This window comes from Streptomyces sp. NBC_01429, from assembly GCF_036231945.1.
Taxonomy (GTDB): domain Bacteria; phylum Actinomycetota; class Actinomycetes; order Streptomycetales; family Streptomycetaceae; genus Streptomyces.
In genome coordinates this window covers 3,958,624-3,981,549 of the sequence record NZ_CP109599.1, presented here as the reverse complement: position 1 = coordinate 3,981,549, position 22,926 = coordinate 3,958,624, and the positions used below count along the sequence as shown (strand labels likewise).

Here is a 22,926-nt window from a genome sequence, read left to right as displayed (position 1 = left end):
CTACGGCCGGCTACTGCTGCTTCCCGCAGTTCGAGACCACTTTCTGTTCATCCTCCGAGAGGCTGGGGCCAGGAGTGGGGGTCGCGGTTTTCGGCTTGGTGTCGGTGGTCACGGTCGAGGTGCTCGTACCGGTGGTGCCGCCGGCTTCTCCCTGGCCGGTGACCGCTTCGGCGCTCTGCTCGGTCTCGCGGCGCTTCTCGTCCTTCTCGCAGGCCGACGCCTGGGTGGCGAGTTCCTGGATCTTGACTCGGCCGTCGGCGAGATTGCCTTCGGCGATGGTGGCCTCGACCTGCTTGCGCTGATAGGGCGGGAGGTACTTGAGTTTGATGGTGGGGTGGTCCTTCTCGATCGTCGAGAGGGAGATCCAGGCCAGATCCTGGCTGATGCCCCGGTAGAGAGCGACGTGTTCGCCGTTGGCGCCGACGTAGTACTGGTTCTGGGTCCAGCGGTAGCCGCCGTAGACGCCGCCGCCGATGACGGCGAGTGCGAGCACGGTGTAGAGGGATCCCTTGATCCAGCCGCGCTTGGGGCGCGGCTTGATGTATTCCTCTTCGTCGTAGCTCCCGTAGGAGCCGTCCTGCGGCGCGGAGCCGTAGCCGGCGTCGTCCCCGCTGCCGGGCGGGCCGAAGCCGCCGGCGTGCTGCTGCGGCACGGCGCGGCCGAGGCCGGCCGCGCGGCCGGCCGGGGTCTGCATCGCGGCGGCGTTCTCGGCGGAGCTGAGCGGGAGCTGGTTCTCCGCGACGGCCCCGACGACGACCGGGGTGTCGGTGACCTGCCCGGCCAGGGTGTCGTTGGACTCGACGTCCAGGACGTCGGCGACGATGCAGGTGATGTTGTCCGGGCCACCACCGCGCAGCGCGAGCTGGATGAGGGCCTGGATGGTCTCCTGGGGGCCCTGGTAGCTGGCGAGCGCCTCTTCCATCGTCTGGTGGGAGACGACGCCTGACAGGCCGTCGGAGCAGATCAAGTAGCGGTCGCCGGCGCGGACTTCGCGGATGGAGAGGTCCGGTTCGACATGGTCGCCGCTGCCCAGCGCGCGCATCAGCAGGGAGCGCTGCGGGTGGGTGGTGGCCTCTTCCTCGGTGATCCGGCCCTCGTCGACCAGCCGCTGCACCCAGGTGTGGTCCTGGGTGATCTGGGTCAGCACGCCGTCGCGCAGCAAGTAAGCACGGGAGTCGCCGACATGGACGAGGCCGAGGCGCTGGCCGGTCCAGAGCAGGGCGGTGAGCGTGGTGCCCATGCCCTCCAGCTGGGGGTCCTCCTCGACCATGACCCGTAGCTGGTCGTTGGCGCGCTGCACCGCCGTACCCAGCGAGGTGAGGAGGTCGGACCCCGGTACGTCGTCGTCGAGCTGGACGAGCGTGGAGATCACCTCGGAGGAGGCGACCTCGCCGGCCGCCTGGCCGCCCATGCCGTCGGCGATGGCCAGCAGCCGGGGGCCGGCGTAGCCGGAGTCCTCGTTCCCCTCCCGGATCATGCCCTTGTGCGATCCGGCGGCGAAACGCAGAGACAGACTCATGCGCACCTCACCCGTCGGTTCGCCCGCTGAATGTGGTGCCAGCCGGTCTCGAGCCACACTGCCCACCCTCCGGTCGGGAGTCCGCCGCGGCCCGCTGTCGGGACCGTGGCGACTCGCTCGCTCCGCTCGCTCATTGTCGTACTACTTCCGCAGCTCGATGACGGTCTTGCCGATGCGGATCGGAGCGCCCAGTGCGATCGGCTGCGGGGTCGTGAGCCGGGTCCGGTCGAGATAAGTGCCGTTGGTGGACCCGAGATCCTCGACGATCCACTGGCCGTCACGGTCCGGGTAGATCCTGGCATGGCGGCTGGACGCGTAGTCGTCGTCCAGCACGATCGTCGAATCGTGCGCGCGGCCCAGCGTGATGGTCTGCCCCTGGAGCGCCACCGTGGTGCCGGTGAGCGATCCCTCGGAGACGACCAGCTTTGTGGGTGCTCCCCGGCGCTGCCTGCCCCCCTGCTGCTGGCGCTGCTGAGGCGGCGCCGGTGTCTGGCGTGGCTGCTGCGGTCGGGCATCGGCGTTGCGGCGTGAGCCGCGCTGCGTGACGCGTGTTCCGAACAGATCGCTGCGGATGACCTGTACGGCCACGATCACGAACAGCCACAGAACGGCCAGAAAACCTAGCCGCATGACCGTCAGGGTCAGCTCTGACATTGCCCCCGCTTCACCCTTCGGCTTGCCTGAAAACGATGGTGGTATTGCCCACGACGATCCGCGAGCCGTCGCGGAGCGTAGCGCGGGTGGTGTGCTGTCCGTCTACCACGATGCCGTTGGTGGACCCGAGATCCTGGATCGTGGAGGGCGTTCCGGCCCGGATCTCGCAGTGGCGGCGCGACACCCCCGGGTCGTCGATCCGTACGTCGGCGTCGGTGCTGCGGCCCAGGACCAGTGTCGCCCGGGAGATCTGGTGGCGGGTGCCGTTGATCTCGATCCAGCGGCGCACCTGGCCCTGCGGCATGGCTCCCGGACCGGGCGCGGCCGGTCGGCCCGCGCCCGCGTGGGAGGGCGCGGAGGACGGCAGCGGGGGCACCGCGCTGGGCGGGTAGCCGTAGCCGCCGGGGGCGCCGGGCGGTGGCGAGGACGGCGGCGGGGGGCCGGCGTGGCCGCGCTCGGGCGCCGGCGCCGCGCCCGCCTGTGACGAACTCGACGCCAGGGTGCGGCTGCGCACCCGGTAGAGCCCGGTGTCGAGGTCCTCGGCCTTCTCCAGATGGACCTTGATCGGGCCCATGAAGGTGTAGCGCTGCTGCTTCGCGTAGTCGCGGACCAGCCCGGACAGCTCGTCGCCGAGCTGCCCGGAGTAGGGGCTGAGCCGCTCGAAGTCGGGCGTGCTCAGCTCCACGATGAAGTCATTGGGTACGACGGTCCGCTCCCGGTTCCAGATCGTCGCGTTGTTGTCGCACTCACGCTGGAGGGCACCCGCGATCTCGACCGGCTGGACTTCGGACTTGAACACCTTCGCGAAGGTGCCATTGACCAAACCTTCGAGACGCTGCTCGAAACGCTTCATGACTCCCATAAGGCACCTCCTCCGTCGTTGCCGTCCTGGTACTGCTTACTGATCGTATCCACGCGTCGGGAAATCGGCTGGTTCCCCTTGTCTGCCCCGTCGATGAGTGTCACCTCTCACACGGGATCGTAGAGGCGGTCCGCCGCCAGTGTCCCGCACCCCGGGGGTAGTCAGGAGGAGCGGGGGCGACGGCTGTCCGTTCCCTGCTCCAGGTGCCGGTCGTGAAACAAACGGATGTGAAGGCACCCCCGGGTGCGTGCTAATCTTCTCGATGTCGCCAGGAGCACACACCAGCAGGTGGGAGCCACCGGAGGACACACCCAATGCGCGGGTGGCGGAATAGGCAGACGCGCTGGATTCAGGTTCCAGTGCCCGAAAGGGCGTGGGGGTTCAACTCCCCCCTCGCGCACAGCGGTCAACCGACCCAATGAGGCCGGTCGAAGCGATGAAAGTCGCTTCGACCGGCTTCTTTGTGTGCTGGACAGACCTGTGGCCCCGTACCGGATCGGTACGGGGCCACTCTTGTTGGCGCGGGTCGCCGGTTCCGGGCTGTGCCGGGCGGTTCCGGGGGCGCCGGGCTGTGTCGGGGGGTGCCGGGAGCGGCTTCCGGGGCGGCGGTCGAACATGGCCGAATCGCGGCGGTGGGTCTTCGGCGGCTTTTCGGCGGCCCGGCCGGAGAGTGAGTGATATCCACCACAGCGAGCCGGGGCCGTGGGGCGCGGGTCGCGCCGCGGACATCACCGTCGGCGGACAACTCGTCCGGACCGGGGCGCGTCCTTGGGGGTGGACGGCGGGCGCTGACGGGGAAGCGGATGGGGAAGCGGACGGGGAGAGAGACGGATGGACGGGGAGAGGGACGGATGGACGGGGAGAGGGACGGATATGGGACAGCCTTTCGGCTCCTACCAGAACGAGATCTACCTCGACGGGCTGAGCGGCGTCGTGCCGCGATTCCCGATGAGCTTCGCGGAGCTGGAGGACGGGGCGCGGTCGGCACTGCCCTCCTCGGTGTGGTCGTACGTCGCCGGCGGCGCGGGCGACGAGCACACTCAGCGGGCCAACGTGGCCGCCTTCGAGCGCTGGGGACTCGTTCCCCGGATGTTCGTCGGCGCCGCTGAGCGCGATCTGTCCGTGGAACTGTTCGGGATGCGGCTGTCCTCACCGGTGTTCATGGCGCCGGTCGGTGTCATCGGCCTCTGCGCCCAGGACGGGCACGGCGACCTGGCCGCCGCGCGAGCCGCCGCGCGCACCGGCGTGCCGATGATCTCCTCCACGCTCTCCGTCGACCCGATGGAGCGGGTGGCCGCCGAATTCGGGGACACCCCGGGCCTCTTCCAGCTCTACACCCCCACGGACCGGGAACTCGCCGCGAGCCTCGTCCACCGTGCCGAGCGGGCGGGCTACCGGGGCATCGTGGTCACCCTGGACAGCTGGGTCACCGGCTGGCGCCCCCGCGACCTGGCCACCGCCAACTTCCCCCAGTTGCGCGGCCACTGCCTGGCCAACTACACCAGCGACCCGGTCTTCCGCGCCCGGCTGGAGCGCACGCCGGAGGAGGACCCGGGGGCCGCGATCCTCCTGTGGACCGAGATCTTCGGCAACCCGCTCACCTGGAGCGACCTGCCCTGGCTGCGCTCCCTGACCGATCTGCCGCTGATCGTCAAGGGCATCTGCCACCCCGAGGACGTGCGCCGGGCCAGGGACGCGGGCGTGGACGGCGTCTACTGCTCCAACCACGGCGGCCGGCAGGCCAACGGCGGGCTCCCCGCCCTCGACTCGCTGCCCGCCGTCGTCGAGGCCGCCGACGGTCTGCCGGTTCTGTTCGACTCCGGAATCCGCAGCGGCGCCGATGTGGTGAAGGCGCTCGCCCTGGGCGCTTCCGCCGTCGCCGTCGGCCGCCCGTACGCGTACGGTCTCGCCCTCGGCGGCGCCGACGGCATCGTCCACGTACTGCGCTCGCTCCTCGCCGAAGTCGACCTGATCATGGCGGTCGACGGCTACCCCGCGCTCGCCGAACTGACCCCGGGGAGTCTTCGGCGCGTCGTGTGACGGGCCGGGCACCGCGCGCCGCCCCCGCTCCCGCTCCGGCCCCGGTCCCGGTCCCGGCCCCCGCTCCGGCCCCGGTCCCGGCCCCGGTCGTGGTCGTGGCGGGACGTGATCCGGGGCGGGTGGTCCGGAGGCGGGTGGTCCGGAGCGGGGGCGGCGCGGGCGGGTGGTTCAGGCCGCGGGTGGTTCAGGCGGCGTGGCGGGCGGCCAGGGCCTTGGCCTTCTGGGCGGCTTCCTCGCGGGCCTTGGCGCGGGAGGCGTCGGCGAGGGGGACGAGGTCGGCCATCTCCGGCTTGGAGCGGGCGAGAGTCAGCTCGGGGACGATGAACTCGACCTCGGTGGCGCCGAACATCCCCTGGAGGACCTTCTCCAGGTAGTTCTGGACGAACTCGAAGTCCTCGCGCGGGGTTCCGGCGGCGTACGAGCCGCCGCGGCTGGCGACGATCGTGAACGGGGTGGCGGCCAGCGGACTGGTGTCGCCCGCGTTGTGGCCGACGATGATCGCCTGGTCGAGCCACGCCTTGAGCGTGGACGGGATCGAGAAGTTGTACATCGGGGCGCCGATCAGCACGGCGTCCGCCTCGGCCAGTTCGGCGGCCAGCTCGGCGCGCAGCTCGTCGCCGGGGCCGGCCATGGCCGCGGCGAGGTCCAGGTGGGGAACGGGGGACGCGGCGAGGTCGCGGTAGATGACCTTGCCCTCGGGGTGCTGTTCCAGCCAGGACTCGACGAAGGCCGCCGTGATCTCCCGGGAGGCGGAGCCTTCGGGGAAGAGGGCGGAGTCGATGTGTAGAAGCGTGGCCATGGGGGTCTCCATCGGGCGTGGGTGGTACGGGGTGGCTGAAATGCGTACGGACTTTCTGTTCGCACCTATGGATAACATAGTCACTTACTTTTTTTCATCCCGCTCTGGGGGGTCAGTACTCTGTGGGTATGGCGCACCCCGGAGAGAGCGAGTGCACGAGAGTCGACGTGGGCATCACCCGGGTCTTCGGACTGCTCGGCAAGCGATGGACCGGGCCGATCATTTCCGTGCTCATGGCGCAGCCGGTCTACTTCGCGGATCTGCGGCGGGCGATCCCGGGGATCAGCGAGCGAATGCTTTCGGACCGGCTGACCGAGCTGGTCGCGGCGGATCTGGTCGTGCGTGAGGTCGACGAGGGGCCGCCGCTGCGGGTCTCGTACCGGCTGACGGCGGCGGGGGCGGCGATGGAACCCGCGCTGAAGGAGCTGTCGTTGTGGGCCGAGACACATATGAACGGGCTTCCGGACGGCGGCTGTTAGGCCCTGTCCGGGAGCGCGGGACGGGGCGGGGCCGCGGGCGCCCGTAGGCTGGACGGGTGATGCACGACGCCCCTGGGGAGCCGACGATCCGTAACGACGACGAGCAGGACGTACGACGAGACGTGCCGGAGGCGACGGACGTGGCAGACGTGACGAACATGACGGACATGACGGACGTGACGGATGCGGCCGGTCCCGCGGACGCGGCGGGTGCCGTCGGGCCCGCGGACGTGGCCGGGGCGGTCGGTGACGTGCCCGTACGCCCCGAGGCGCGGCTGGAGAAGGCCGTGCGCGCTGCCGAGCAGGCGCTGATCGAGTTCGAGATCGCGCTGGAGACGTTTCGGATCGAGGTGGAGAACTTCTCCCGGCTGCACCACCAGCGGCTCGGTCCGATGTACGCCCGGCTGGACGAGCTGGACGCGATGATCGCCGAGGCGCGCGCGGCCCGCAGCGGCGACCCCGAGGACCTGCGCAAGGCGCGGGAGGCGCGGGCGCTGGTGCAGCCGATGCCGGGGGTGGACGAGCTGTTCCACGAATGGCTCGACTCGGACGGCCTGTCGCCGGAGGCCGCGGCGATGCTGACCGACCAGCCCGTACGGCCGCCGAAGCGGGTCCGGCCGAGCGACGAGGCGCGCAAGCTCTACCGCGAGCTGGTGCGCAAGGCGCACCCTGACCTGGCGCAGGACGACGGCGAGCGGGCCCGGCGCGAGGAGTTCATCACCCGGGTCAACGCCGCCTACGGGCGCGGGGACGAGCCGCTCCTGCACGAACTCGTCGCGGAGTGGGCGGCGGGCCCCGGGCCGACCGCGCGGCGGCTGAGCGAGAGCGAGGAGCTGTACGCCCGGCTGGAGTGGCTGTCGCACCGCAAGGAGGCGCTGACGGTGGTCGCCAAGGAGCTGGAGGAGAGCGCGATCGGCGCGATGCTCAGGATGGCGCCGGACGACCCGGACCGGCTGCTGGAGGAGATCGCCGAGCAACTGCTCACGGAGGTCGCCGAGCGCGAGCGGGAGCTGGGCAAGCTGGTGGAGTAGGTTTTCCGGAGCCGCCGGACCACCGGATCCGGCCCCTGTCGGATCCGTACGAGAGAAGGCCACCTCCATGAATTTCGCCCCGCTGCCCTCGGTCGACGCCGCGGCGGTCCCGGCCGACGGCCTGGTGCTGGACGTCCGGGAGAACGACGAGTGGGCGGCGGGCCATGTCGAGGGCGCGCTGCATGTCCCGATGAGCGACTTCGTGTCCCGCTTCGGCGAGGTGACCGAGGCGGTGGCCGAGGGCCGCACGGCGTATGTGATGTGCCGGGTCGGCGGGCGCTCCGCGCATGTCACCCAGTATCTGGTGGGGCAGGGCGTGGACGCGGTGAACGTGGACGGCGGCATGCTCGCCTGGGACGGCGCCGGGCGGGCCATGGTCGCGGAGACCGGCAGCCCGGCGTTCGTCCTCTGAGACGCGCTCGGAGGGCCTTGAGACTCCGCGTGGAGGGCCCGGGGCCCGAGACCCGCGCGCGGGTCTTGCTCAGCCGTCTCGGCAGTCTCGGCAGTCTCGGCAGTCTCGGCAGTCTCGGTGGTCTCAGCGGTCGAAGTCCAACTCCACTTCTCCCGTGGCCGGATGGGACTGGCAGGCCAGCACGTAGCCCGCTTCCGTCTCGTCCGGTTCGAGTGCGAAGTTGCGGTCCATCCTGACCTCGCCGGAGACCAGGAACGCCCGGCAGGTCCCGCACACCCCGCCCTTGCAGGCGTACGGCGCGTCCGCGCGGCCGCGCAGCACCGTCTCCAGCAGGGATTCCCCGTCCCGGACCGGCCAGCTGCCGGAGCGGCCGTCGAGCGTCGCGGTCAGGGTGGCGCCGGCGAGGTCGGAGGCCGCTGCCCCCGCCGCTGCCGGGGCGCCGGCCAGCGCCTCGTCCACGTGGAATATCTCCTGGTGGATACGGTCGCGCCGGACACCGAGGCCGCGCAGCGCGCGCTCCGCGCCGGCGACCAGCCCCAGCGGGCCGCAGAGGAACCAGCCGTCGATGTCGTCCACCGGGAGCAGGGCGGGCAGCAGCCGGGTCAGCCTCTCCCGGTCCAGCCGCCCCGATCCCAGCCCGGCCTGCTGCTCCTCCCGCGAGACCGCCGTGACCAGCTGGAAGCGGTCGGGACAGCGGTCCTTGAGATCGGCCACCTCCTCCAGGAACATCGTCGAGGCCACGGTGCGGTCGCTGCGGACCAGGCAGAAACGGGCGTCGGGCTCCCGTGCCAGCAGGGTGGAGGCGATCGACAGCACCGGTGTGATCCCGCTGCCGCCGACGATCGCCGCGAAGTGCCCGGGGCGCGGCTCCAGCACGAAGCGGCCCGTCGGCTCCATCACCTCGACGGTGTCGCCGACGGCGAGTTCCTTCAGGGCCCAGGTCGAGAACTCACCGCCCTCGACCAGCCGGATGCCCACGCGCAGCGCCGGCTCGGGCCCGGCGGGCGCGCAGATCGAGTACGTACGCCGTATCTCCCCCCGTACCCCCTCCTCCCCGGCCGCGGCGGCGCGGCGCACGGCGATGTGCTGGCCGGGGGTGTGCCGGAACGTCTCGCGCAGCTCGGGCGGCACGTCGAAGGTGACGGCCACCGCGTCGTCGGTGAGCCGGTCGACCTCGCTGACCCGGAGCGGATGGAACATCTACAACTCCTTGAAGTGGTCGAACGGTTCACGGCAGGCCGTACACCGGCGCAGCGCCTTGCACGCCGTGGAGGAGAACCGGCTCAGCAGCTCGGTCCCGGTCGAGCCGCAGTGCGGGCAGCGGATGGCGAGCGACAGCGGTACGGGCCCGGCCGGGCCGTGCGGGCGGGGCGGGGCTATGCCGGACTCGGCGAGCTTGCGGCGGCCCTCCTCGCTGATGTCGTCCGTCGACCAGGCGGGAGACAGGACAGTGACGACCGAGACCCGCGCCATTCCCCGGTCGCGCAGCACGCTCTCGATGTCCGAGGACATCGCCTCGATCGCCGGGCAGCCGGTGTAGGTGGGGGTCAGCTCGACATGGACCGTGCCGGGGGCGGAGACCCGCACGGCGCGCAGGACGCCCAGCTCCGCGAGGGTCAGCACCGGCAGCTCGGGGTCGGGGACGGCGCCCGCGAGGCGGAACAGCTCGGCCTCCAGGGCGGTGGAGGCTGCGGGGGCCGCCGGGGAGCCCGTCGCGCTCACCATGACGCCCCCGGGTGGCTGCGGTGCAGATGCTGCATCTCGGCGATCATCGGCCCGAACGGCTCGGTGTGCAGGCCCTGCCGGCCCGCGCCCGCCGTCCAGGCGCCGGTACGCGGTCCCTCCGGGACGCCGAGCGTCGCCCGCTCCAGCACCTCGGTGACGGAGGCGAGCCAGCCCTTCTCCAGAGCCGCCCAGTCGACATCCAGTCCCTCGACGGGCTGGAACATCTCGCCGGTGAACCGCCAGAGCGCCTCGCACGCCCGGCTCATCCTCCCGTGGCTCTCTGGTGTGCCGTCGCCGAGCCGCACCGTCCAGTGCTCTGCGTGGTCCTGGTGGTAGGCGACCTCCTTGACGGCCTTGGCCGCGAGGCCGCTGAACGGGCTGTCCCCGGCCACCAGCTCCCGGTACAGCGCGAGCTGGTAGGTGGAGAAGTAGAGCTGGCGCGCGATGGTGTGCGCGAAGTCCCCGTTCGGCTGCTCGACGAGTTGCAGATTGCGGAAGTACCGCTCGTCGCGCAGATAGGCCAGCTCGTCCTCGTCCCCGACGAGGGAGAGCAGGATCCGCGCCTGGCCCAGCAGGTCGAGCGCGATATTGGCGAGGGCGACCTCCTCCTCCAGCGCGGGGGCGTGCCCGGCCCACTCCCCCAGCCGGTGCGAGAGGATCAGCGCGTCGTCGCCGAGGGCCAGGGCCGCCGCGGTGGCCCGTACGTCCAGCGCGTCATTCGCCGGTACACCGTTCACAGGTGGCGCACCCCCTCCGGGATCTCGTAGAAGGTCGGGTGGCGGTAGGGCTTGTCGGCGGCCGACGCGAAGAACGGGTCCTTCTCGTCGGGGGAGGACGCGGTGACCGAGGCCGACGGCACCACCCAGATCGAGACGCCCTCGTTGCGACGGGTGTAGAGATCGCGGGCATTGCGGAGCGCCATCTCCGCGTCCGGGGCGTGCAGACTGCCCGCGTGGGTGTGCGAGAGCCCCCGGCGGGACCGTACGAACACCTCCCACAGCGGCCAGTCGGTCGAGCTGCTCATGCCGTCGCCTCCATCCGCGTGGTCCCGTCGTGCCCTGCCGCGTCGTGCGTTGCCTCGTCCTGCTCGGTCCCGGCGCGCGTGCTCCCGGCGTCCGGCGCCGGGCGGTGCTTCGCCGCGTAGGAGGCCGCCGCCTCCCTCACCCAGGCTCCCTCTTCGTGCGCCCGGCGGCGCTGGGTGATCCGCTGTTCGTTGCACGGCCCGTTGCCCTTGAGGACCTCGCGGAACTCGGTCCAGTCGATCGCGCCGAAGTCGTGGCGCCCGCGCTCCTCGTTCCAGCGCAGGTCGGGGTCAGGGAGCGTCAGCCCGAGGACCTCGGCCTGCGGGACGCAGATGTCGACGAAGCGCTGTCGCAGCTCGTCGTTGGAGTGCCGCTTGATCTTCCAGGTCATGGACTGCGCGGAGTGCGCCGACTCGTCGTCCGGCGGGCCGAACATCATCAGCGACGGCCACCACCAACGGTCCACCGCGTCCTGCGCCATGTCGTGCTGGGCGGGCGTCCCCCGGCTGAGGGCGAGCAGCAGCTCGTAGCCCTGGCGCTGGTGGAAGGACTCCTCCTTGCAGACGCGGACCATCGCGCGGGCGTAGGGGCCGTACGAGCAGCGGCACAGCGGCACCTGGTTGGTGATCGCGGCGCCGTCCACCAGCCAGCCGATCGCGCCGACATCTGCCCAGGTCAGCGTGGGGTAATTGAAGATCGACGAGTATTTCTGGCGGCCGGAGTGGAGCTTGTCGAGCAGCTCGTCGCGGCCGGTGCCCAGGGTCTCCGCCGCGCTGTAGAGGTACAGGCCGTGCCCGGCCTCGTCCTGCACCTTGGCCATCAGGATCGCCTTGCGACGCAGCGACGGCGCGCGGGCGATCCAGTTCGCCTCCGGCTGCATGCCGATGATCTCGGAGTGGGCGTGCTGGGCCATCTGGCGGACCAGCGTGGCGCGGTAGGCGTCCGGCATCCAGTCGCGCGGCTCGATCCGCTCGTCGGCCGCCACGGCCGCGTCGAACGCCGCCTGCCGTCCGTCCATCGCCGCCTCCGCGGCCGTCCCCTCGGTCACTGCCGTCATCCGGACCCCCTACCGACCGATCGTTCGGTTTATGGACTTCAATGGTGGGTCGGGGGCCCGTAGGGTGTCAACCTCTGTGGATAAGTGGCCGGAGCACGACGGGGATCGGGGCGGGATGGATTCGAACGACGACGAGGCTGTGAAGGCCGGACCAGCACGGTCCGGCTCGGGCATAGCCGGCCTCTCGCTCCCGTACCAGATCGTCGCGGCGGTGGCGTTCGCCGTCGTCGGACTGCTCGCCTGCGTCCACGTGGCCATGGTGTTTCTCCACGTCGCGCCGTCCAACACGGTCACCAAGAACCAGGGCAAGACCATCGACGCGTGGGTCTATCCCGAGTTCGAACAGAACTGGAAGCTCTTCGCGCCCAACCCGCTCCAGCAGAACGTCGCCGTCCAGGTGCGCGCCGAGGTCGAATCGGCCGGCGGCGCGACGAACACCACCGGCTGGATCGACCTCTCCGCGCAGGACGGCGAGGCGATCCGGAACAATCCGCTGCCCAGTCATGTCGACCAGAACGAGCTGCGGCGCGGCTGGGACTTCTTCGTCGGGGCGCACGACAGCAAGAACCGTCCCACCGGACTGCGCGGCCGGCTCTCCGAGACCTATGTCCGCCGCATCGTGATGCTGCGCCTGGAGAGCCATGACCTGAGCGGTCCCGTGAAGCGCATCCAGGTCAGGTCGGCCACCGCCGCCGTCGAGTCGCCGCGCTGGAGCCAGGAGAAGGTCGACACGCGCCCGTCCTACCGGGTCTATCCCTGGTGGACGGTGAGCGCCGAGGATCTTCCGGCGGGCGTGAGCAACGGCCGTACGGAGGCGGGGGAATGAGCGAGCGGACGAGCGGGCCGGTGAACGAGCAGTCGGGCGAGCAGGTGGGCGAGCAGCCCGGCGGGCAGCCGGGCGAACGGGTGGGCGAGCGGGTGGGTGGCCGGGGCGACGGGCAGGCGGGCGACGAGCCCGGCCGGAATCCGGCTGGCCGGCCGGTCGGTAAGCCGGGCAGGCGGTCCACTCTTGAGCAGCGCGCCGCCCACGCCCTCCAGCGCGTCACGACCATCCCCTTCGGCCGGTACCAGAGCGCCGTCGTACGGATCGGGTTCGCCGGTACCTGGCTGCTCTTCCTGCTGCGCGAACTGCCCCACCGCCAGGAGCTGTACGGGCCGGACTCCCCGTGGGGCTGGGACCTCGCCCAGCAGCTGATCGCGAAGAACGGCGCCTTCACCGCGCTGATGTGGTCGGACAGCACGGTCTGGTTCGAGATCGTCTACGCCGTCGCGGTGGTCTCCAGCGCGCTGCTGCTGATCGGCTGGCGGACCCGCACGATGTCCGTGTTCTTCATGTTCGGGGTGCTGTCGCTCCAGAACCGCTCGATCTTCATGGGCGACGGCGGCGACAACGTCATCCATCTGATGGCGATCTATCTGGTGCTCACCCGCTGCGGACAGGTCTGGTCGCTGGACGCGCGCCGCGCGGCGCGCGCCGGATCGGACGCCGCCGCTGCCGTACGCGACCGGGCCGGGCCCGTCCTGTGGATGCTGTCCGGAGCGTTCCTCCTGGTCGGCACGGTGTGGGACGGGGCCCTTCCGGAGCTGTGGCTGGTGTTCCTGTTCTGGGGGATGTGGGTCGCGCAGGGGCTGTGGTGGGCGGCCAACCGGTACGCGCCCGACGGCGAGACGCGCTCTCTCCTCGACATCGTCGCCAACCTCGTCCACAACGCGGGACTCGTCGTCATCATGGCGGAGGTCTGCCTCGTGTACGCCACCGCGGGCTGGTACAAGATCCAGGGTTCGCGCTGGCAGGACGGCACCGCCCTGTACTACCCGCTCCATCTGGACTACTTCTCGCCGTGGCCGTTCCTCTCCGACCTCCTCGCGTCCAACGCCCTGATGGTGCTGGTGCTGACCTACGGCACGGTCCTCGTGCAGGTCGCCTTCCCCTTCACCCTCTTCAACCGGCGCGTCAAGAACGTGCTGCTGGTCGCGATGATGCTGGAGCACGCGGGGATCGCGGTCCTGCTCGGGCTGCCGTTCTTCTCGCTCGCGATGATCGCGGCCGACGCCGTGTTCCTGCCGACGAACTTCCTGCGCTGGCTCGGCGCCACCGTCTCCCGGCTGTGCGACCGCTTCTTCCCGCGCCTGCGGCAGGCCGACCGGGCCGCCCCGCCCGCGCAGCGGAGCGACAGCCCTGATCAGCCACGTACTCTCGTGGGGTGAGCAGCGAGACACCGGCCGAGGCGCTGGAACCGGTCCAGTACGACGAAGGCTTCGGTACGGAGATCGGCGTCGGACCGCACAGCGAGCCCTGGCCCGACGACCAGCGGTACGACCCCGAGCTGCTGGCCGCCGGCGACCGGCGCAATGTCGCGGATCAGTACCGCTACTGGACGCGTGAGGCGATCGTCGCCGACCTCGACACCCGGCGCCACGACTTCCATGTGGCGGTGGAGAACTGGGGCCACGACTTCAACATCGGCTCGGTGGTCCGCACCGCCAACGCCTTCCTCGCCAAGGAGATCCACATCGTGGGCCGGCGGCGCTGGAACCGGCGCGGCGCCATGGTCACCGACCGGTACCAGCATGTGCGCCACCACCCGGACACCGAGGGGCTGACCGCCTGGGCGGCGGCGGAAGGGCTGCCGATCATCGGGATCGACAATCTGCCGGGGGCCGTACCGCTGGAGCGCACCGAGCTGCCGCGCCGCTGTGTGCTGCTGTTCGGGCAGGAGGGGCCGGGGCTGACCGAGGAGGCCCGCGCGCACGCCTCGATGGTGTGCTCGATCGCCCAGTTCGGCTCGACCCGCTCGATCAACGCGGGAGCGGCCGCGGCCATCGCGATGCACGCGTGGGTCCAGCGGTACGCGCGGATCCCGGAGCCGCCCGCCCGCTGACCCGCGGGCGGTCCGGGGGCCTGCCGCTCAGCCCTGGCGCCGGACCTCCACCACACGGAAGCGGTTGGCCACGAACGCCGCGTCGCACAGCGCCGCGTTCGCCGCGGGGTTGCCGCCGGAGCCGTGGAAGTCCGAGAAGGCCGCCGTCTGGTTCACGTACACCCCTCCCGTGAGGTTGAGCGAGAGCTGCGCGGACTCCTCCAGGCAGACGTCCTCGACGGCGCGCTCGGTCTCCGGCGAGGTCGTGTAGGCGCCGACCGTCATCGCGCCCCGGTGGCACACGGTGTACCGCAGCAGATCCAGCGCGTCCGCCGTCGAGTCCACGGCGACAGCGAAGGACACCGGTCCGAAGCACTCGGAGAGATAGCCGGGCTCCTCCGGCCCCTCCCAGGTCTTACGGGCGCCGTCGGCCTTCACGAGCGCGGGCGTACGGACCACGGCGTCCGGGAAGTCCGGGTGGGTGATCTCGCGCGAGGCCAGCGCGAGGTCCCCGAGCCCGGCCGCCGCGTCCAGGCGGGCCTTCACCTCCGGGTTGACCAGCGCGCCGAGCACGGCGTTGGCCCGCGCGTCGTCGCCCAGCAGGCCCGACACCGAGGCCGCGAGATCGGCGACCACCTCGTCGTACGACTTGTGGCCCGCGTCCGTCGCGATGCCGTCCCGGGGGATCAGCAGATTCTGCGGGGTGGTGCACATCTGGCCGCTGTACAGCGACAGCGAGAAGGCGAGATTGGCGAGCATTCCCTTGTAGTCGCCGGTGGAGTCGATGACGACGGTGTTGACGCCGGCCTTCTCCGTGTAGACCTGCGCCTGGCGGGCGTGGGTCTCCAGCCAGTCCCCGAAGGCGGTCGATCCGGTGTAGTCGATGATCCGGATCTCGGGCCGGACTGCCAGGGACTTGGCGATGCCCTCACCGGGGCGCTCCACGGCCAGCGCGACCAGATTCGGGTCGAAGCCGGCCTCCGCGAGCACCTCGCGGGCGACCCGCACCGTCAGCGCGAGCGGCAGGACCGCGCGCGGGTGCGGCTTGACCAGCACGGGGTTGCCCGCGGCCAGGGACGCGAACAGGCCCGGGTAGCCGTTCCACGTCGGGAAGGTGTTGCAGCCGATCAGCAGCGCGATGCCGCGCGGCACGGCGGTGAACGTCTTGCGCAGCTCAAGAGGGTCGCGCTTGCCCTGCGGCTTCGACCAGTCGGCGGCGGCGGGCGTACGGGTCTGCTCCTGGTACGCGTACGCCACGGCCTCCAGACCGCGGTCCTGGGCGTGCGGCCCGCCCGCCTGGAGCGCCATCAGGAACGCCTGCCCGCTGGTGTGCATCACCGCGTGTGCGAACTCGTGCGTCCGCGCGCTGATCCGCGCCAGGATCTCCAGACAGACCAGCGCGCGCGCTTCGGGGCCCGCCTCGCGCCACGCGCCCATGCCCGCGCGCAGTGCGGGCAGCAGGACGTCCGGGTCCGCGTGCGGATACTCCACGTCGAGCGCGGGGCCGTAGGGCGAGATCTCCCCGCCCGTCCAGCCGTCCGTGCCCGGCTGGTCCAGCTCGAAGCGGGTGCCGCGCAGGGCCTGGAAGGCGGCGAGCCCGTCGGCGGCGGCACTCTCGCCGTACGCCTTGGGGTGTTCGGGATGGGGAGACCAGTACGCGCGGGTGCGGATCGCGTCGAGGGCCTGATCGAGCGTGGGCCGGTGCTTATCGGCGAGCTGCTGGGGGCTGAGCTGGGCGGCCATCACGGACCAACTCCTCATCGAGCGTGGCAGGGACACAAGCCGGCGGACAGAGTTAGAGTAACCGAACGATCGGTCGGGACAAGGGGGCCCGGCCAACCTGTGGACAACTCGGCCGCGGGCAACCCACCGCGACAGATACGGGAGGATTGCGTTCATGACAGCAATCGAGCCGCACCGCGTCGTCGCGGTCGTCGGCACCGGCACGATGGGGCAGGGCATAGCGCAGGTGGCGCTGGTCGCCGGTCACCCCGTACGGCTCTACGACGCCGTGCCGGGCCGGGCGGAACAGGCGGCCACCGCTCTCGCCGCACGCCTCGGCCGGCTGGTCGAGAAGGGCCGCCTCGACGCCTCGGCGCGCGACACGGCGCTGACCCGGCTGCACCCCGCCACCGACCTCGCCGAACTGTCCGACGCCGCGCTCGTGGCCGAAGCCGTCCTGGAGCGGCTCTCCGTCAAACAGGAGCTGTTCGCGGCGCTGGAGGACGTCGTGGCCGAGGACTGTCTGCTCGCCACCAACACCTCCTCCCTCTCCGTCACGGCCGTCGCGGGCGCGCTGCGCCACCCCGGCCGCTTCCTCGGACTGCACTTCTTCAACCCGGCGCCGCTCCTCCCGCTCGTGGAGGTCGTCAGCGGCGCCGCGACCGACCCGGCCGCCGCCGAGCGCGCGCACGCGACGGCCGGCGCCTGGGGCAAGACCCCCATACGCTGCGCAGACACCCCGGGCTTCATCGTCAACCGCGTCGCGCGCCCCTTCTACGCCGAGGCGCTGCGGGTGTACGAGGAGGGGGCCGCCGACCCCGCCACGATCGACGCCGTCCTGCGTGAGTGCGGCGGCTTCCGGATGGGCCCCTTCGAGCTGACCGATCTGATCGGCCAGGACGTCAACGAGGCCGTCACCCGATCGGTCTGGGAGTCCTTCTTCCAGGACGTGCGGTTCACGCCCTCGCTCGCGCAGCGCCGGCTCGTGGAGTCGGGGCGGCTGGGCCGCAAGACGGGGCGGGGATGGTACGCGTACGGAGCGGACGCCACGCGCGCCGAGGCGCACACGGCCGCCCCGGAGCGGGCGCCCGCGTCCGTCACGGTCCGGGGCGATCTCCTCGCCGCCGCCGCGCTGCCCGGACTGATCCAGGAGGCGGGTATCGCCGTCGTCCTCGAAGAGGACGGTGTCGCGGGCTACCCGGGATGGATCGAACTGTCCGACGGCACGCGGCTGTTCCTCGCGGACGGGTCGGCGGCCGACGACGCGGCCATGCCCGTCGTCCACTTCGATCTGGCGCTGGACTACCGGGCCGCGACCCGCGTCGCGCTCGCTCCCGCCGCCGGGGTCACCGCGACGGCCCTGGCGGAGGCCGTCGGGCTCTTCCAGGCGCTCGGCAAGGACGTCAGCGTCATCGCCGACGTCCCCGGCCTGATCGTGGCCCGTACGGTCGCGATGCTCGCGGACTTCGCGCTGGACGCGGCGGCGCGCCGGGTGGCCGCCCCCGAGGACATCGACACCGCGATGCGGCTCGGCGTCAACTACCCGCGCGGTCCCGTCGAGTGGGGCACGGAACTCGGCGCGCGGTGGGTGCGGGACACCCTGGAGGCCCTGCACGAGGAGTACCCCACCGGCCGCTACGCCCCTTCCCAGGCCCTGCGCCGCCTGGCCGCCGCCCAGGAGGACGACGCCTCATGACCACCCCCAAGCGCGACACCTACACGCCCGAGACCCTGCTGACCGTGGCCGTCCGCGTCTTCAACGAGCGCGGCTACGACGGCACGTCCATGGAGCACCTCTCGAAGGCCGCCGGGATCTCCAAGTCCTCGATATACCACCATGTGGTCGGCAAGGAGGAGCTGCTGCGCCGCGCGGTCAGCCGCGCCCTGGACGGCCTCTTCGGGATCCTGGGGGAGGAGGGTGCCACCCGGGGGCGGGCGATCGCGCGCGTCGAGTACGTGACCCGCCGCACCGTCGAGGTGCTGATGGCCGAGCTGCCGTATGTGACGCTGCTGCTGCGGGTCAGGGGCAATACGCAGACCGAGCGCTGGGCGATGGAGCGGCGCAGGGAGTTCGACCAGCGCGTGGCCGATCTCCTCAAGGCCGCCGCCGCGGACGGCGATCTGCGCGCCGATATGGACATCAGACTGGCGACCCGGCTGCTCTTCGGGATGGTCAACTCCCTGGTGGAGTGGTACCGGCCGCAGGCGGCCGGCGGCTACGACCGCGAGCAGGTGGCCGACGCCGTGGTGCGGCTGGCCTTCGACGGGCTGCGTACGGCTCCGCAGAAGGCCTCCTAGGGTCTCCGCCGGGGTTCAGGGCCTGTCCGGCGGCGCGGCGCCCGGGGTCAGGTCCGTCTCCTCGAACACCAGCAGGGTGCGGGTGGAGAGCACCTCCGGAATGGCCTGGATACGGGTGAGCACCAGCTCGCGCAGGGTCCGGTTGTCCGGGGTGTGCACCAGCAGCAGTACGTCGAAGTCGCCGCTGACCAGGGCGATGTGCGTGGCCCCCGGCAACTCCTGGAGCTGTTCGCGCACCGTGCGCCAGGAGTTCTGGACGATCTTCAGGGTGATGTAGGCGGAGGCGCCCTGGCCCGCCCGTTCGTGGTCGACCCTGGCGCTGAAGCCCCGGATCACGCCGTCGTCGATCAGCCGGTTGATCCGGGCGTAGGCGTTGGCGCGCGAGACGTGGACGCGATCGGCCACCGACCGTATCGAGGCGCGGCCGTCCGTCCGCAGGATGCGCAGGATGTCCCGGTCGGTGGAGTCCAGGGGACGCGCCGCCGCGACCGGCTCCGTACCGCCGGCGTACCCCTCGCCGTACCCGGTCTCGGGGTCCCTGCCGATGCCGTCGGCCATTTGTTCAGCTTCCATGTCTCCCCGCCTCCTCGCCATGGACGAGCTGCGTCCATCCCAGGCTGTGGAGAACCGTTTGTCCACAGGCTGAGGGCGTGTGTAGCCAAAATGGCCCGGCGACCGAACAATCGGTAGGTGAGGCGTGCCACATTCAGGCACCCCGTTTGCCCGCTCCCACGAGGAGGTGCACGCGTGAAGAAAAGCAGTACGTCCGTCCAGGAGTTGCCCGCCGCCGCGGCCTACCGGCCCACCCCGCCCCCGGCGTGGCGGCCGCGCACCGATCCCGCACCGCTGCTCCCCGACCCCGAGCCGTACCGGGTGCTGGGGACGGACGCCGCTGCGGGCGCGGAGCCCGCGCTGCTGCTGCGGCTCTACACCGAGCTGGTCCGCGGCCGCAGGTACAACACGCAGGCCACGGCGCTCACCAAGCAGGGCAGGCTCGCGGTCTATCCGTCGAGCACGGGCCAGGAGGCGTGCGAGGTAGCCGCCGCGCTGGTGCTGCGCGCGGAGGACTGGCTCTTCCCCAGCTACCGCGACACCCTCGCGGCCGTGGCGCGCGGACTCGACCCCGTACAGGCGCTGACGCTGCTGCGCGGCGACTGGCACACGGGCTACGACCCCTACGAGCACCGCGTCGCACCGCTGTCCACCCCGCTCGCCACCCAGCTGCCGCACGCGGTCGGTCTGGCGCACGCGGCCCGGCTCAAGGGCGACGACGTGGTGGCGCTCGCGCTGGTCGGCGACGGAGGCACCAGCGAGGGCGACTTCCACGAGGCGCTCAACTTCGCCGCCGTCTGGCGCGCTCCCGTCGTCTTCCTCGTACAGAACAACGGCTTCGCCATCTCGGTGCCGCTCGCCAAGCAGAGCGCGGCGCCCTCCCTGGCCCACAAGGCCGTCGGGTACGGCATGCCGGGCCGGCTGGTCGACGGGAACGACGCGGTGGCGGTGCACACGGTGCTCGGGGAGGCCATGGCGCGCGCGAGGCGTGGCGAGGGGCCGACGCTGGTCGAGGCCGTCACCTACCGCGTCGACTCCCACACGAACGCCGACGACGCCACGCGCTACCGGGACGCCGAGGAGGTCGAGACCTGGCGGGCGCACGACCCGATCCGGTTGCTGGAGCACGAGCTGACGCGGCGCGGGCTGCTCGACGAGGCGGGCATCGCGGAGGCCGCCGAGGCGGCCGAGAGGATGGCCGCGCGGCTGCGCGACCGGATGAACGCCGAGCCGGCGCTCGACCCGGCGGACCTCTTCGCCCATGTCTACGCGGAGCGGACGCCCCAGCTGCGCGAGCAGGAGGCCCTGCTGCGCGCGGAGCTGGACGCCTCCGCCGGGGAAGGGGCCGGTGAGGCGCGATGACCGCCGTCGGGACCGTCCCCGTCGCGGCCGAGGCCGCCAAGCCCGCCACCATGGCGCAGGCCCTGCGGCGCGCGATGCGCGACGCGATGGCCGAGGACCCGTCGGTCCATGTCCTCGGAGAGGACGTCGGCACCCTCGGCGGTGTCTTCCGGATCACCGACGGGCTCGCGGCGGAGTTCGGGGACGAGCGCTGCACGGACACCCCGCTCGCCGAGGCTGGCATTCTGGGCGCGGCCGTCGGGATGGCGATGTACGGGCTGCGGCCCGTCGTGGAGATGCAGTTCGACGCCTTCGCCTATCCGTCGTTCGAGCAGCTCATCAGCCATGTGGCGAAGATGCGCAACCGCACGCGCGGCGCGATGCCCCTGCCGATCACCGTCCGGGTGCCGTACGGCGGCGGGATCGGTGGCGTCGAGCACCACAGCGACTCCTCCGAGGCGTACTACATGGCGACTCCGGGGCTCCATGTCGTCACGCCCGCGACGGTGGACGACGCCTACGGGCTGCTGCGCGCGGCGATCGCCTCGGACGATCCGGTGATCTTCCTGGAGCCGAAGCGGCTCTACTGGTCGAAGGCCCAGTGGTCGCAGGACGCGCCGACGGAGGTCGAGCCGATCGGCCGGGCCGTCGTGCGGCGGCCGGGGCGCAGCGCCACCCTGATCACGTACGGGCCGTCCGTGCCGGTCTGTCTGGAGGCGGCGGAGGCGGCCCAGGAGGAGGGCTGGGACCTGGAGGTCGTCGATCTGCGCTCCCTGGTGCCGTTCGACGACGAGACGGTGGCCGCGTCGGTCCGGCGGACGGGGCGCGCGGTCGTCGTCCACGAGTCCGCCGGCTTCGGCGGTCCCGGCGGCGAGATCGCCGCCCGGGTCACCGAGCGCTGCTTCCACCACCTGGAGGCGCCGGTCCTTCGCGTGGCCGGATTTGATATTCCGTATCCGCCGCCGATGCTGGAGAGGCACCATCTTCCGGGAGTGGACCGGGTGCTGGACGCGGTAGCGCGGCTCCAGTGGGAGACGGAGAGCTGATGGCCCAGGTGCTGGAATTCAAACTGCCCGACCTCGGAGAAGGGCTGACCGAGGGCGAGATCGTGCGCTGGCTGGTGGCGGTGGGGGATGTCGTCGCCGTCGACCAGCCGGTCGTCGAGGTCGAGACGGCCAAGGCGATGGTCGAGGTGCCCTGCCCCTACGGGGGCGTGGTGACGGCGCGTTACGGCGAGGAGGGGACGGAGCTGCCGGTGGGCGCGCCGCTGCTGACGGTGGCGGTGGGCGCGTCCGAGGCGGTGCCGGAGGCGGGCGGGGACGTGCCCGCCGCCGGGTCCTCGCCGGAGACCGCCGGGCCGTCGGAGCCGGCGGCCCCGGCCGCGTCCGCCCCGACGGACGCCTCGGCCGAGGCGTCGGGCAATGTGCTGGTCGGGTACGGGACGGGGGCGCCGGTGGCGCGCCGTCGCCGGGTCCGGCCCGACCGGTTGGCCCGGGCTGCTCTCGCGGCGACGCACTCCGCCGCCGGGCCGGTGAACGGTACGGGCGCGGGACAGGCCCTGGCACAGGCACAGGGGCCTGTCCCGGTCGTCTCGCCGCTGGTGCGCCGGCTGGCCCGTGAGCACGAAGTGGATCTGCGCGGGCTGACCGGCTCGGGACCGGAGGGGCTGATCCTGCGCTGCGACGTCGAGCAGGCGATCAGGGAGGGCGTGGCTGCCGCGGCGCCCGCTGCCGCGGCGCCGGTGGCCGCACCCGTACGGGTACCCGTAGTACCCGTACCGGCATCCGTACCGGCGCCTGGCACCGCCGCTTCCGCCGCCGCTCCCGCTTCCGCCGCCGGGGCCGGGCAGGCCGGGGCGACCCGGGTGCCGTTGCGGGGTGTGCGGGGCGCGGTCGCTGACAAGCTCGCGCGCAGCCGGCGCGAGATCCCGGACGCGACCTGCTGGGTCGACGCGGACGCCACGGAGCTGATGGCCGCCAGGGCGGCGATGAACGCCGCGGGCGGCGCGAAGATATCGCTGCTCGCCCTGCTGGCCCGGATCTGTACCTCGGCGCTCGCCCGCCATCCCGAGCTGAACTCGACCGTGGACATGGCGGCGCGGGAGGTCGTACGCCTGCCCGCTGTGCATCTCGGGTTCGCCGCGCAGACCGACCGAGGGCTGGTCGTCCCCGTCGTACGGGACGCGCATCTGCGCTCCGCCGAGTCGCTGAGCGCCGAGTTCGCGCGGCTGACGGAGGCGGGCAGGGCCGGACGGCTGACGCCGGCCGATCTCACGGGCGGAACGTTCACGCTCAACAACTACGGGGTGTTCGGCGTCGACGGCTCCACGCCGATCATCAACCACCCGGAGGCGGCGATGCTCGGCGTCGGCCGGATCGTGCCCAAACCATGGGTGCACCAAGGGGAGCTGGCGGTGCGTCAGGTCGTGCAGCTGTCGCTCACCTTCGACCACCGGGTCTGCGACGGCGGTACGGCGGGCGGTTTCCTGCGCTATGTGGCGGACTGCGTCGAGCAACCGGCGGTGCTGCTGCGCACGCTGTAGGGACCGCCGC

General features: G+C 71.9%; 23 protein-coding genes and 1 tRNA gene. 13 read left to right on the top strand and 11 right to left on the bottom strand.

Going from position 1 to position 22,926, the window contains the following annotated elements; all coding sequences use genetic code 11:
* Positions 1–10 precede the first annotated feature (10 nt).
* The 3 genes from OG627_RS17280 to OG627_RS17270 all read right to left on the bottom strand — a co-directional run bounded on the left by OG627_RS17280 (position 11) and on the right by OG627_RS17270 (position 3,035).
* Entirely contained in the window at positions 11–1,519 is a 1,509-nt protein-coding gene (locus OG627_RS17280) for a PP2C family protein-serine/threonine phosphatase (protein ID WP_329066057.1), read from the bottom strand.
* Positions 1,520–1,660: 141 nt separating this feature from the next.
* Entirely contained in the window at positions 1,661–2,173 is a 513-nt protein-coding gene (locus OG627_RS17275; protein ID WP_114625303.1) for an FHA domain-containing protein FhaB/FipA, read from the bottom strand.
* 10 nt (positions 2,174–2,183) lie between these two features.
* Entirely contained in the window at positions 2,184–3,035 is an 852-nt protein-coding gene (locus OG627_RS17270) for a DUF3662 and FHA domain-containing protein (protein WP_329066055.1), read from the bottom strand.
* Positions 3,036–3,351: 316 nt separating this feature from the next.
* Between OG627_RS17270 and OG627_RS17265 the strand changes: the two genes are divergently transcribed.
* Together OG627_RS17265 and OG627_RS17260 are read left to right on the top strand one after the other, a co-directional pair.
* Positions 3,352–3,435, top strand: a tRNA-Leu gene (locus tag OG627_RS17265).
* A gap of 473 nt (positions 3,436–3,908) precedes the next feature.
* Positions 3,909–5,075 carry an alpha-hydroxy-acid oxidizing protein gene (locus OG627_RS17260; RefSeq protein WP_329066053.1) on the top strand — a complete coding sequence of 389 codons (1,167 nt, stop codon included), beginning with the start codon at positions 3,909–3,911 and terminating at the stop codon, positions 5,073–5,075.
* A 184-nt stretch (positions 5,076–5,259) separates the two neighbouring features.
* Here the strand turns inward: OG627_RS17260 and OG627_RS17255 are convergent, their stop codons facing one another.
* A complete protein-coding gene (locus OG627_RS17255; protein WP_329066051.1) occupies positions 5,260–5,874 on the bottom strand; it encodes an FMN-dependent NADH-azoreductase in 615 nt (204 codons plus the stop codon).
* 128 nt (positions 5,875–6,002) lie between these two features.
* On the opposite strand from OG627_RS17255, the gene OG627_RS17250 reads away from it, so the two are divergent.
* From OG627_RS17250 to OG627_RS17240, 3 genes are all read left to right on the top strand, one after another.
* Positions 6,003–6,353, top strand: a complete 351-nt coding sequence (locus OG627_RS17250; protein WP_329066049.1) for a winged helix-turn-helix transcriptional regulator — start codon at positions 6,003–6,005, stop codon at positions 6,351–6,353.
* Positions 6,354–6,409: 56 nt separating this feature from the next.
* A complete protein-coding gene (locus OG627_RS17245; RefSeq protein WP_329066047.1) occupies positions 6,410–7,384 on the top strand; it encodes a J domain-containing protein in 975 nt (324 codons plus the stop codon).
* A gap of 67 nt (positions 7,385–7,451) precedes the next feature.
* Entirely contained in the window at positions 7,452–7,796 is a 345-nt protein-coding gene (locus OG627_RS17240; protein WP_329066045.1) for a rhodanese-like domain-containing protein, read from the top strand.
* A gap of 123 nt (positions 7,797–7,919) precedes the next feature.
* Here OG627_RS17240 and OG627_RS17235 read toward each other — a convergent pair whose 3' ends face one another.
* From OG627_RS17235 to paaA, 5 genes are read right to left on the bottom strand one after another with little or no spacing between them, the layout of a single operon-like run.
* Positions 7,920–8,996, bottom strand: coding sequence for a 2Fe-2S iron-sulfur cluster-binding protein (locus OG627_RS17235; RefSeq protein ID WP_329066043.1), 1,077 nt, complete (start codon positions 8,994–8,996; stop codon positions 7,920–7,922).
* Positions 8,997–9,521, bottom strand: coding sequence for a 1,2-phenylacetyl-CoA epoxidase subunit PaaD (gene paaD / locus OG627_RS17230; RefSeq protein WP_329066041.1), 525 nt, complete (start codon positions 9,519–9,521; stop codon positions 8,997–8,999).
* The gene (gene paaC, locus OG627_RS17225; protein WP_329066039.1) at positions 9,515–10,258 is read right to left on the bottom strand and encodes a 1,2-phenylacetyl-CoA epoxidase subunit PaaC; all 744 of its coding nucleotides are present in this window, start codon (positions 10,256–10,258) and stop codon (positions 9,515–9,517) included. Before paaC ends, paaD begins: the two co-directional genes overlap by 7 nt.
* Complete coding sequence (gene paaB / locus OG627_RS17220; RefSeq protein WP_329066037.1) at positions 10,255–10,545, bottom strand: 1,2-phenylacetyl-CoA epoxidase subunit PaaB; 291 nt, start codon at positions 10,543–10,545, stop codon at positions 10,255–10,257. Before paaB ends, paaC begins: the two co-directional genes overlap by 4 nt.
* Positions 10,542–11,600, bottom strand: coding sequence for a 1,2-phenylacetyl-CoA epoxidase subunit PaaA (paaA, locus tag OG627_RS17215; protein WP_329066035.1), 1,059 nt, complete (start codon positions 11,598–11,600; stop codon positions 10,542–10,544). Before paaA ends, paaB begins: the two co-directional genes overlap by 4 nt.
* 115 nt (positions 11,601–11,715) lie before the next feature.
* Here paaA and OG627_RS17210 point away from each other — a divergent pair, with 115 nt between their 5' ends.
* From OG627_RS17210 to OG627_RS17200, 3 genes are read left to right on the top strand one after another with little or no spacing between them, the layout of a single operon-like run.
* Complete coding sequence (locus tag OG627_RS17210; RefSeq protein WP_329066033.1) at positions 11,716–12,426, top strand: DUF5819 family protein; 711 nt, start codon at positions 11,716–11,718, stop codon at positions 12,424–12,426.
* Positions 12,423–13,808 carry an HTTM domain-containing protein gene (locus tag OG627_RS17205; RefSeq protein WP_329066031.1) on the top strand — a complete coding sequence of 462 codons (1,386 nt, stop codon included), beginning with the start codon at positions 12,423–12,425 and terminating at the stop codon, positions 13,806–13,808. Before OG627_RS17210 ends, OG627_RS17205 begins: the two co-directional genes overlap by 4 nt.
* Positions 13,805–14,482 (top strand): TrmH family RNA methyltransferase, encoded by a 678-nt coding sequence (locus OG627_RS17200; protein WP_329066029.1) that lies wholly within the window; start codon positions 13,805–13,807, stop codon positions 14,480–14,482. The genes OG627_RS17205 and OG627_RS17200 overlap by 4 nt, the downstream gene beginning before the upstream one ends.
* 27 nt (positions 14,483–14,509) lie before the next feature.
* On the opposite strand, the gene paaN is transcribed toward OG627_RS17200, so the two are convergent.
* On the bottom strand, positions 14,510–16,204 hold the full coding sequence (gene paaN, locus OG627_RS17195) for a phenylacetic acid degradation protein PaaN (protein ID WP_329066026.1): 1,695 nt from the start codon (positions 16,202–16,204) through the stop codon (positions 14,510–14,512).
* Between the two features lie 154 nt (positions 16,205–16,358).
* Here paaN and OG627_RS17190 point away from each other — a divergent pair, with 154 nt between their 5' ends.
* Together OG627_RS17190 and OG627_RS17185 are read left to right on the top strand one after the other, a co-directional pair.
* Complete coding sequence (locus tag OG627_RS17190; protein ID WP_329066024.1) at positions 16,359–17,879, top strand: 3-hydroxyacyl-CoA dehydrogenase; 1,521 nt, start codon at positions 16,359–16,361, stop codon at positions 17,877–17,879.
* On the top strand, positions 17,876–18,481 hold the full coding sequence (locus OG627_RS17185) for a TetR/AcrR family transcriptional regulator (protein ID WP_329066022.1): 606 nt from the start codon (positions 17,876–17,878) through the stop codon (positions 18,479–18,481). The genes OG627_RS17190 and OG627_RS17185 overlap by 4 nt, the downstream gene beginning before the upstream one ends.
* Before the next feature lie 15 nt (positions 18,482–18,496).
* On the opposite strand, the gene OG627_RS17180 is transcribed toward OG627_RS17185, so the two are convergent.
* On the bottom strand, positions 18,497–19,054 hold the full coding sequence (locus OG627_RS17180; RefSeq protein ID WP_329066020.1) for an Lrp/AsnC family transcriptional regulator: 558 nt from the start codon (positions 19,052–19,054) through the stop codon (positions 18,497–18,499).
* A gap of 174 nt (positions 19,055–19,228) precedes the next feature.
* On the opposite strand from OG627_RS17180, the gene pdhA reads away from it, so the two are divergent.
* Genes pdhA through OG627_RS17165 form a run of 3 tightly spaced genes read left to right on the top strand, consistent with a single transcriptional unit; the run spans position 19,229 to position 22,916 of the window.
* Complete coding sequence (pdhA, locus tag OG627_RS17175; protein ID WP_329066018.1) at positions 19,229–20,395, top strand: pyruvate dehydrogenase (acetyl-transferring) E1 component subunit alpha; 1,167 nt, start codon at positions 19,229–19,231, stop codon at positions 20,393–20,395.
* Positions 20,392–21,420 (top strand): alpha-ketoacid dehydrogenase subunit beta, encoded by a 1,029-nt coding sequence (locus tag OG627_RS17170; RefSeq protein ID WP_329066016.1) that lies wholly within the window; start codon positions 20,392–20,394, stop codon positions 21,418–21,420. The genes pdhA and OG627_RS17170 overlap by 4 nt, the downstream gene beginning before the upstream one ends.
* The gene (locus OG627_RS17165) at positions 21,420–22,916 is read left to right on the top strand and encodes a dihydrolipoamide acetyltransferase family protein (protein WP_329072734.1); all 1,497 of its coding nucleotides are present in this window, start codon (positions 21,420–21,422) and stop codon (positions 22,914–22,916) included. Before OG627_RS17170 ends, OG627_RS17165 begins: the two co-directional genes overlap by 1 nt.
* Positions 22,917–22,926: the final 10 nt, after the last annotated feature.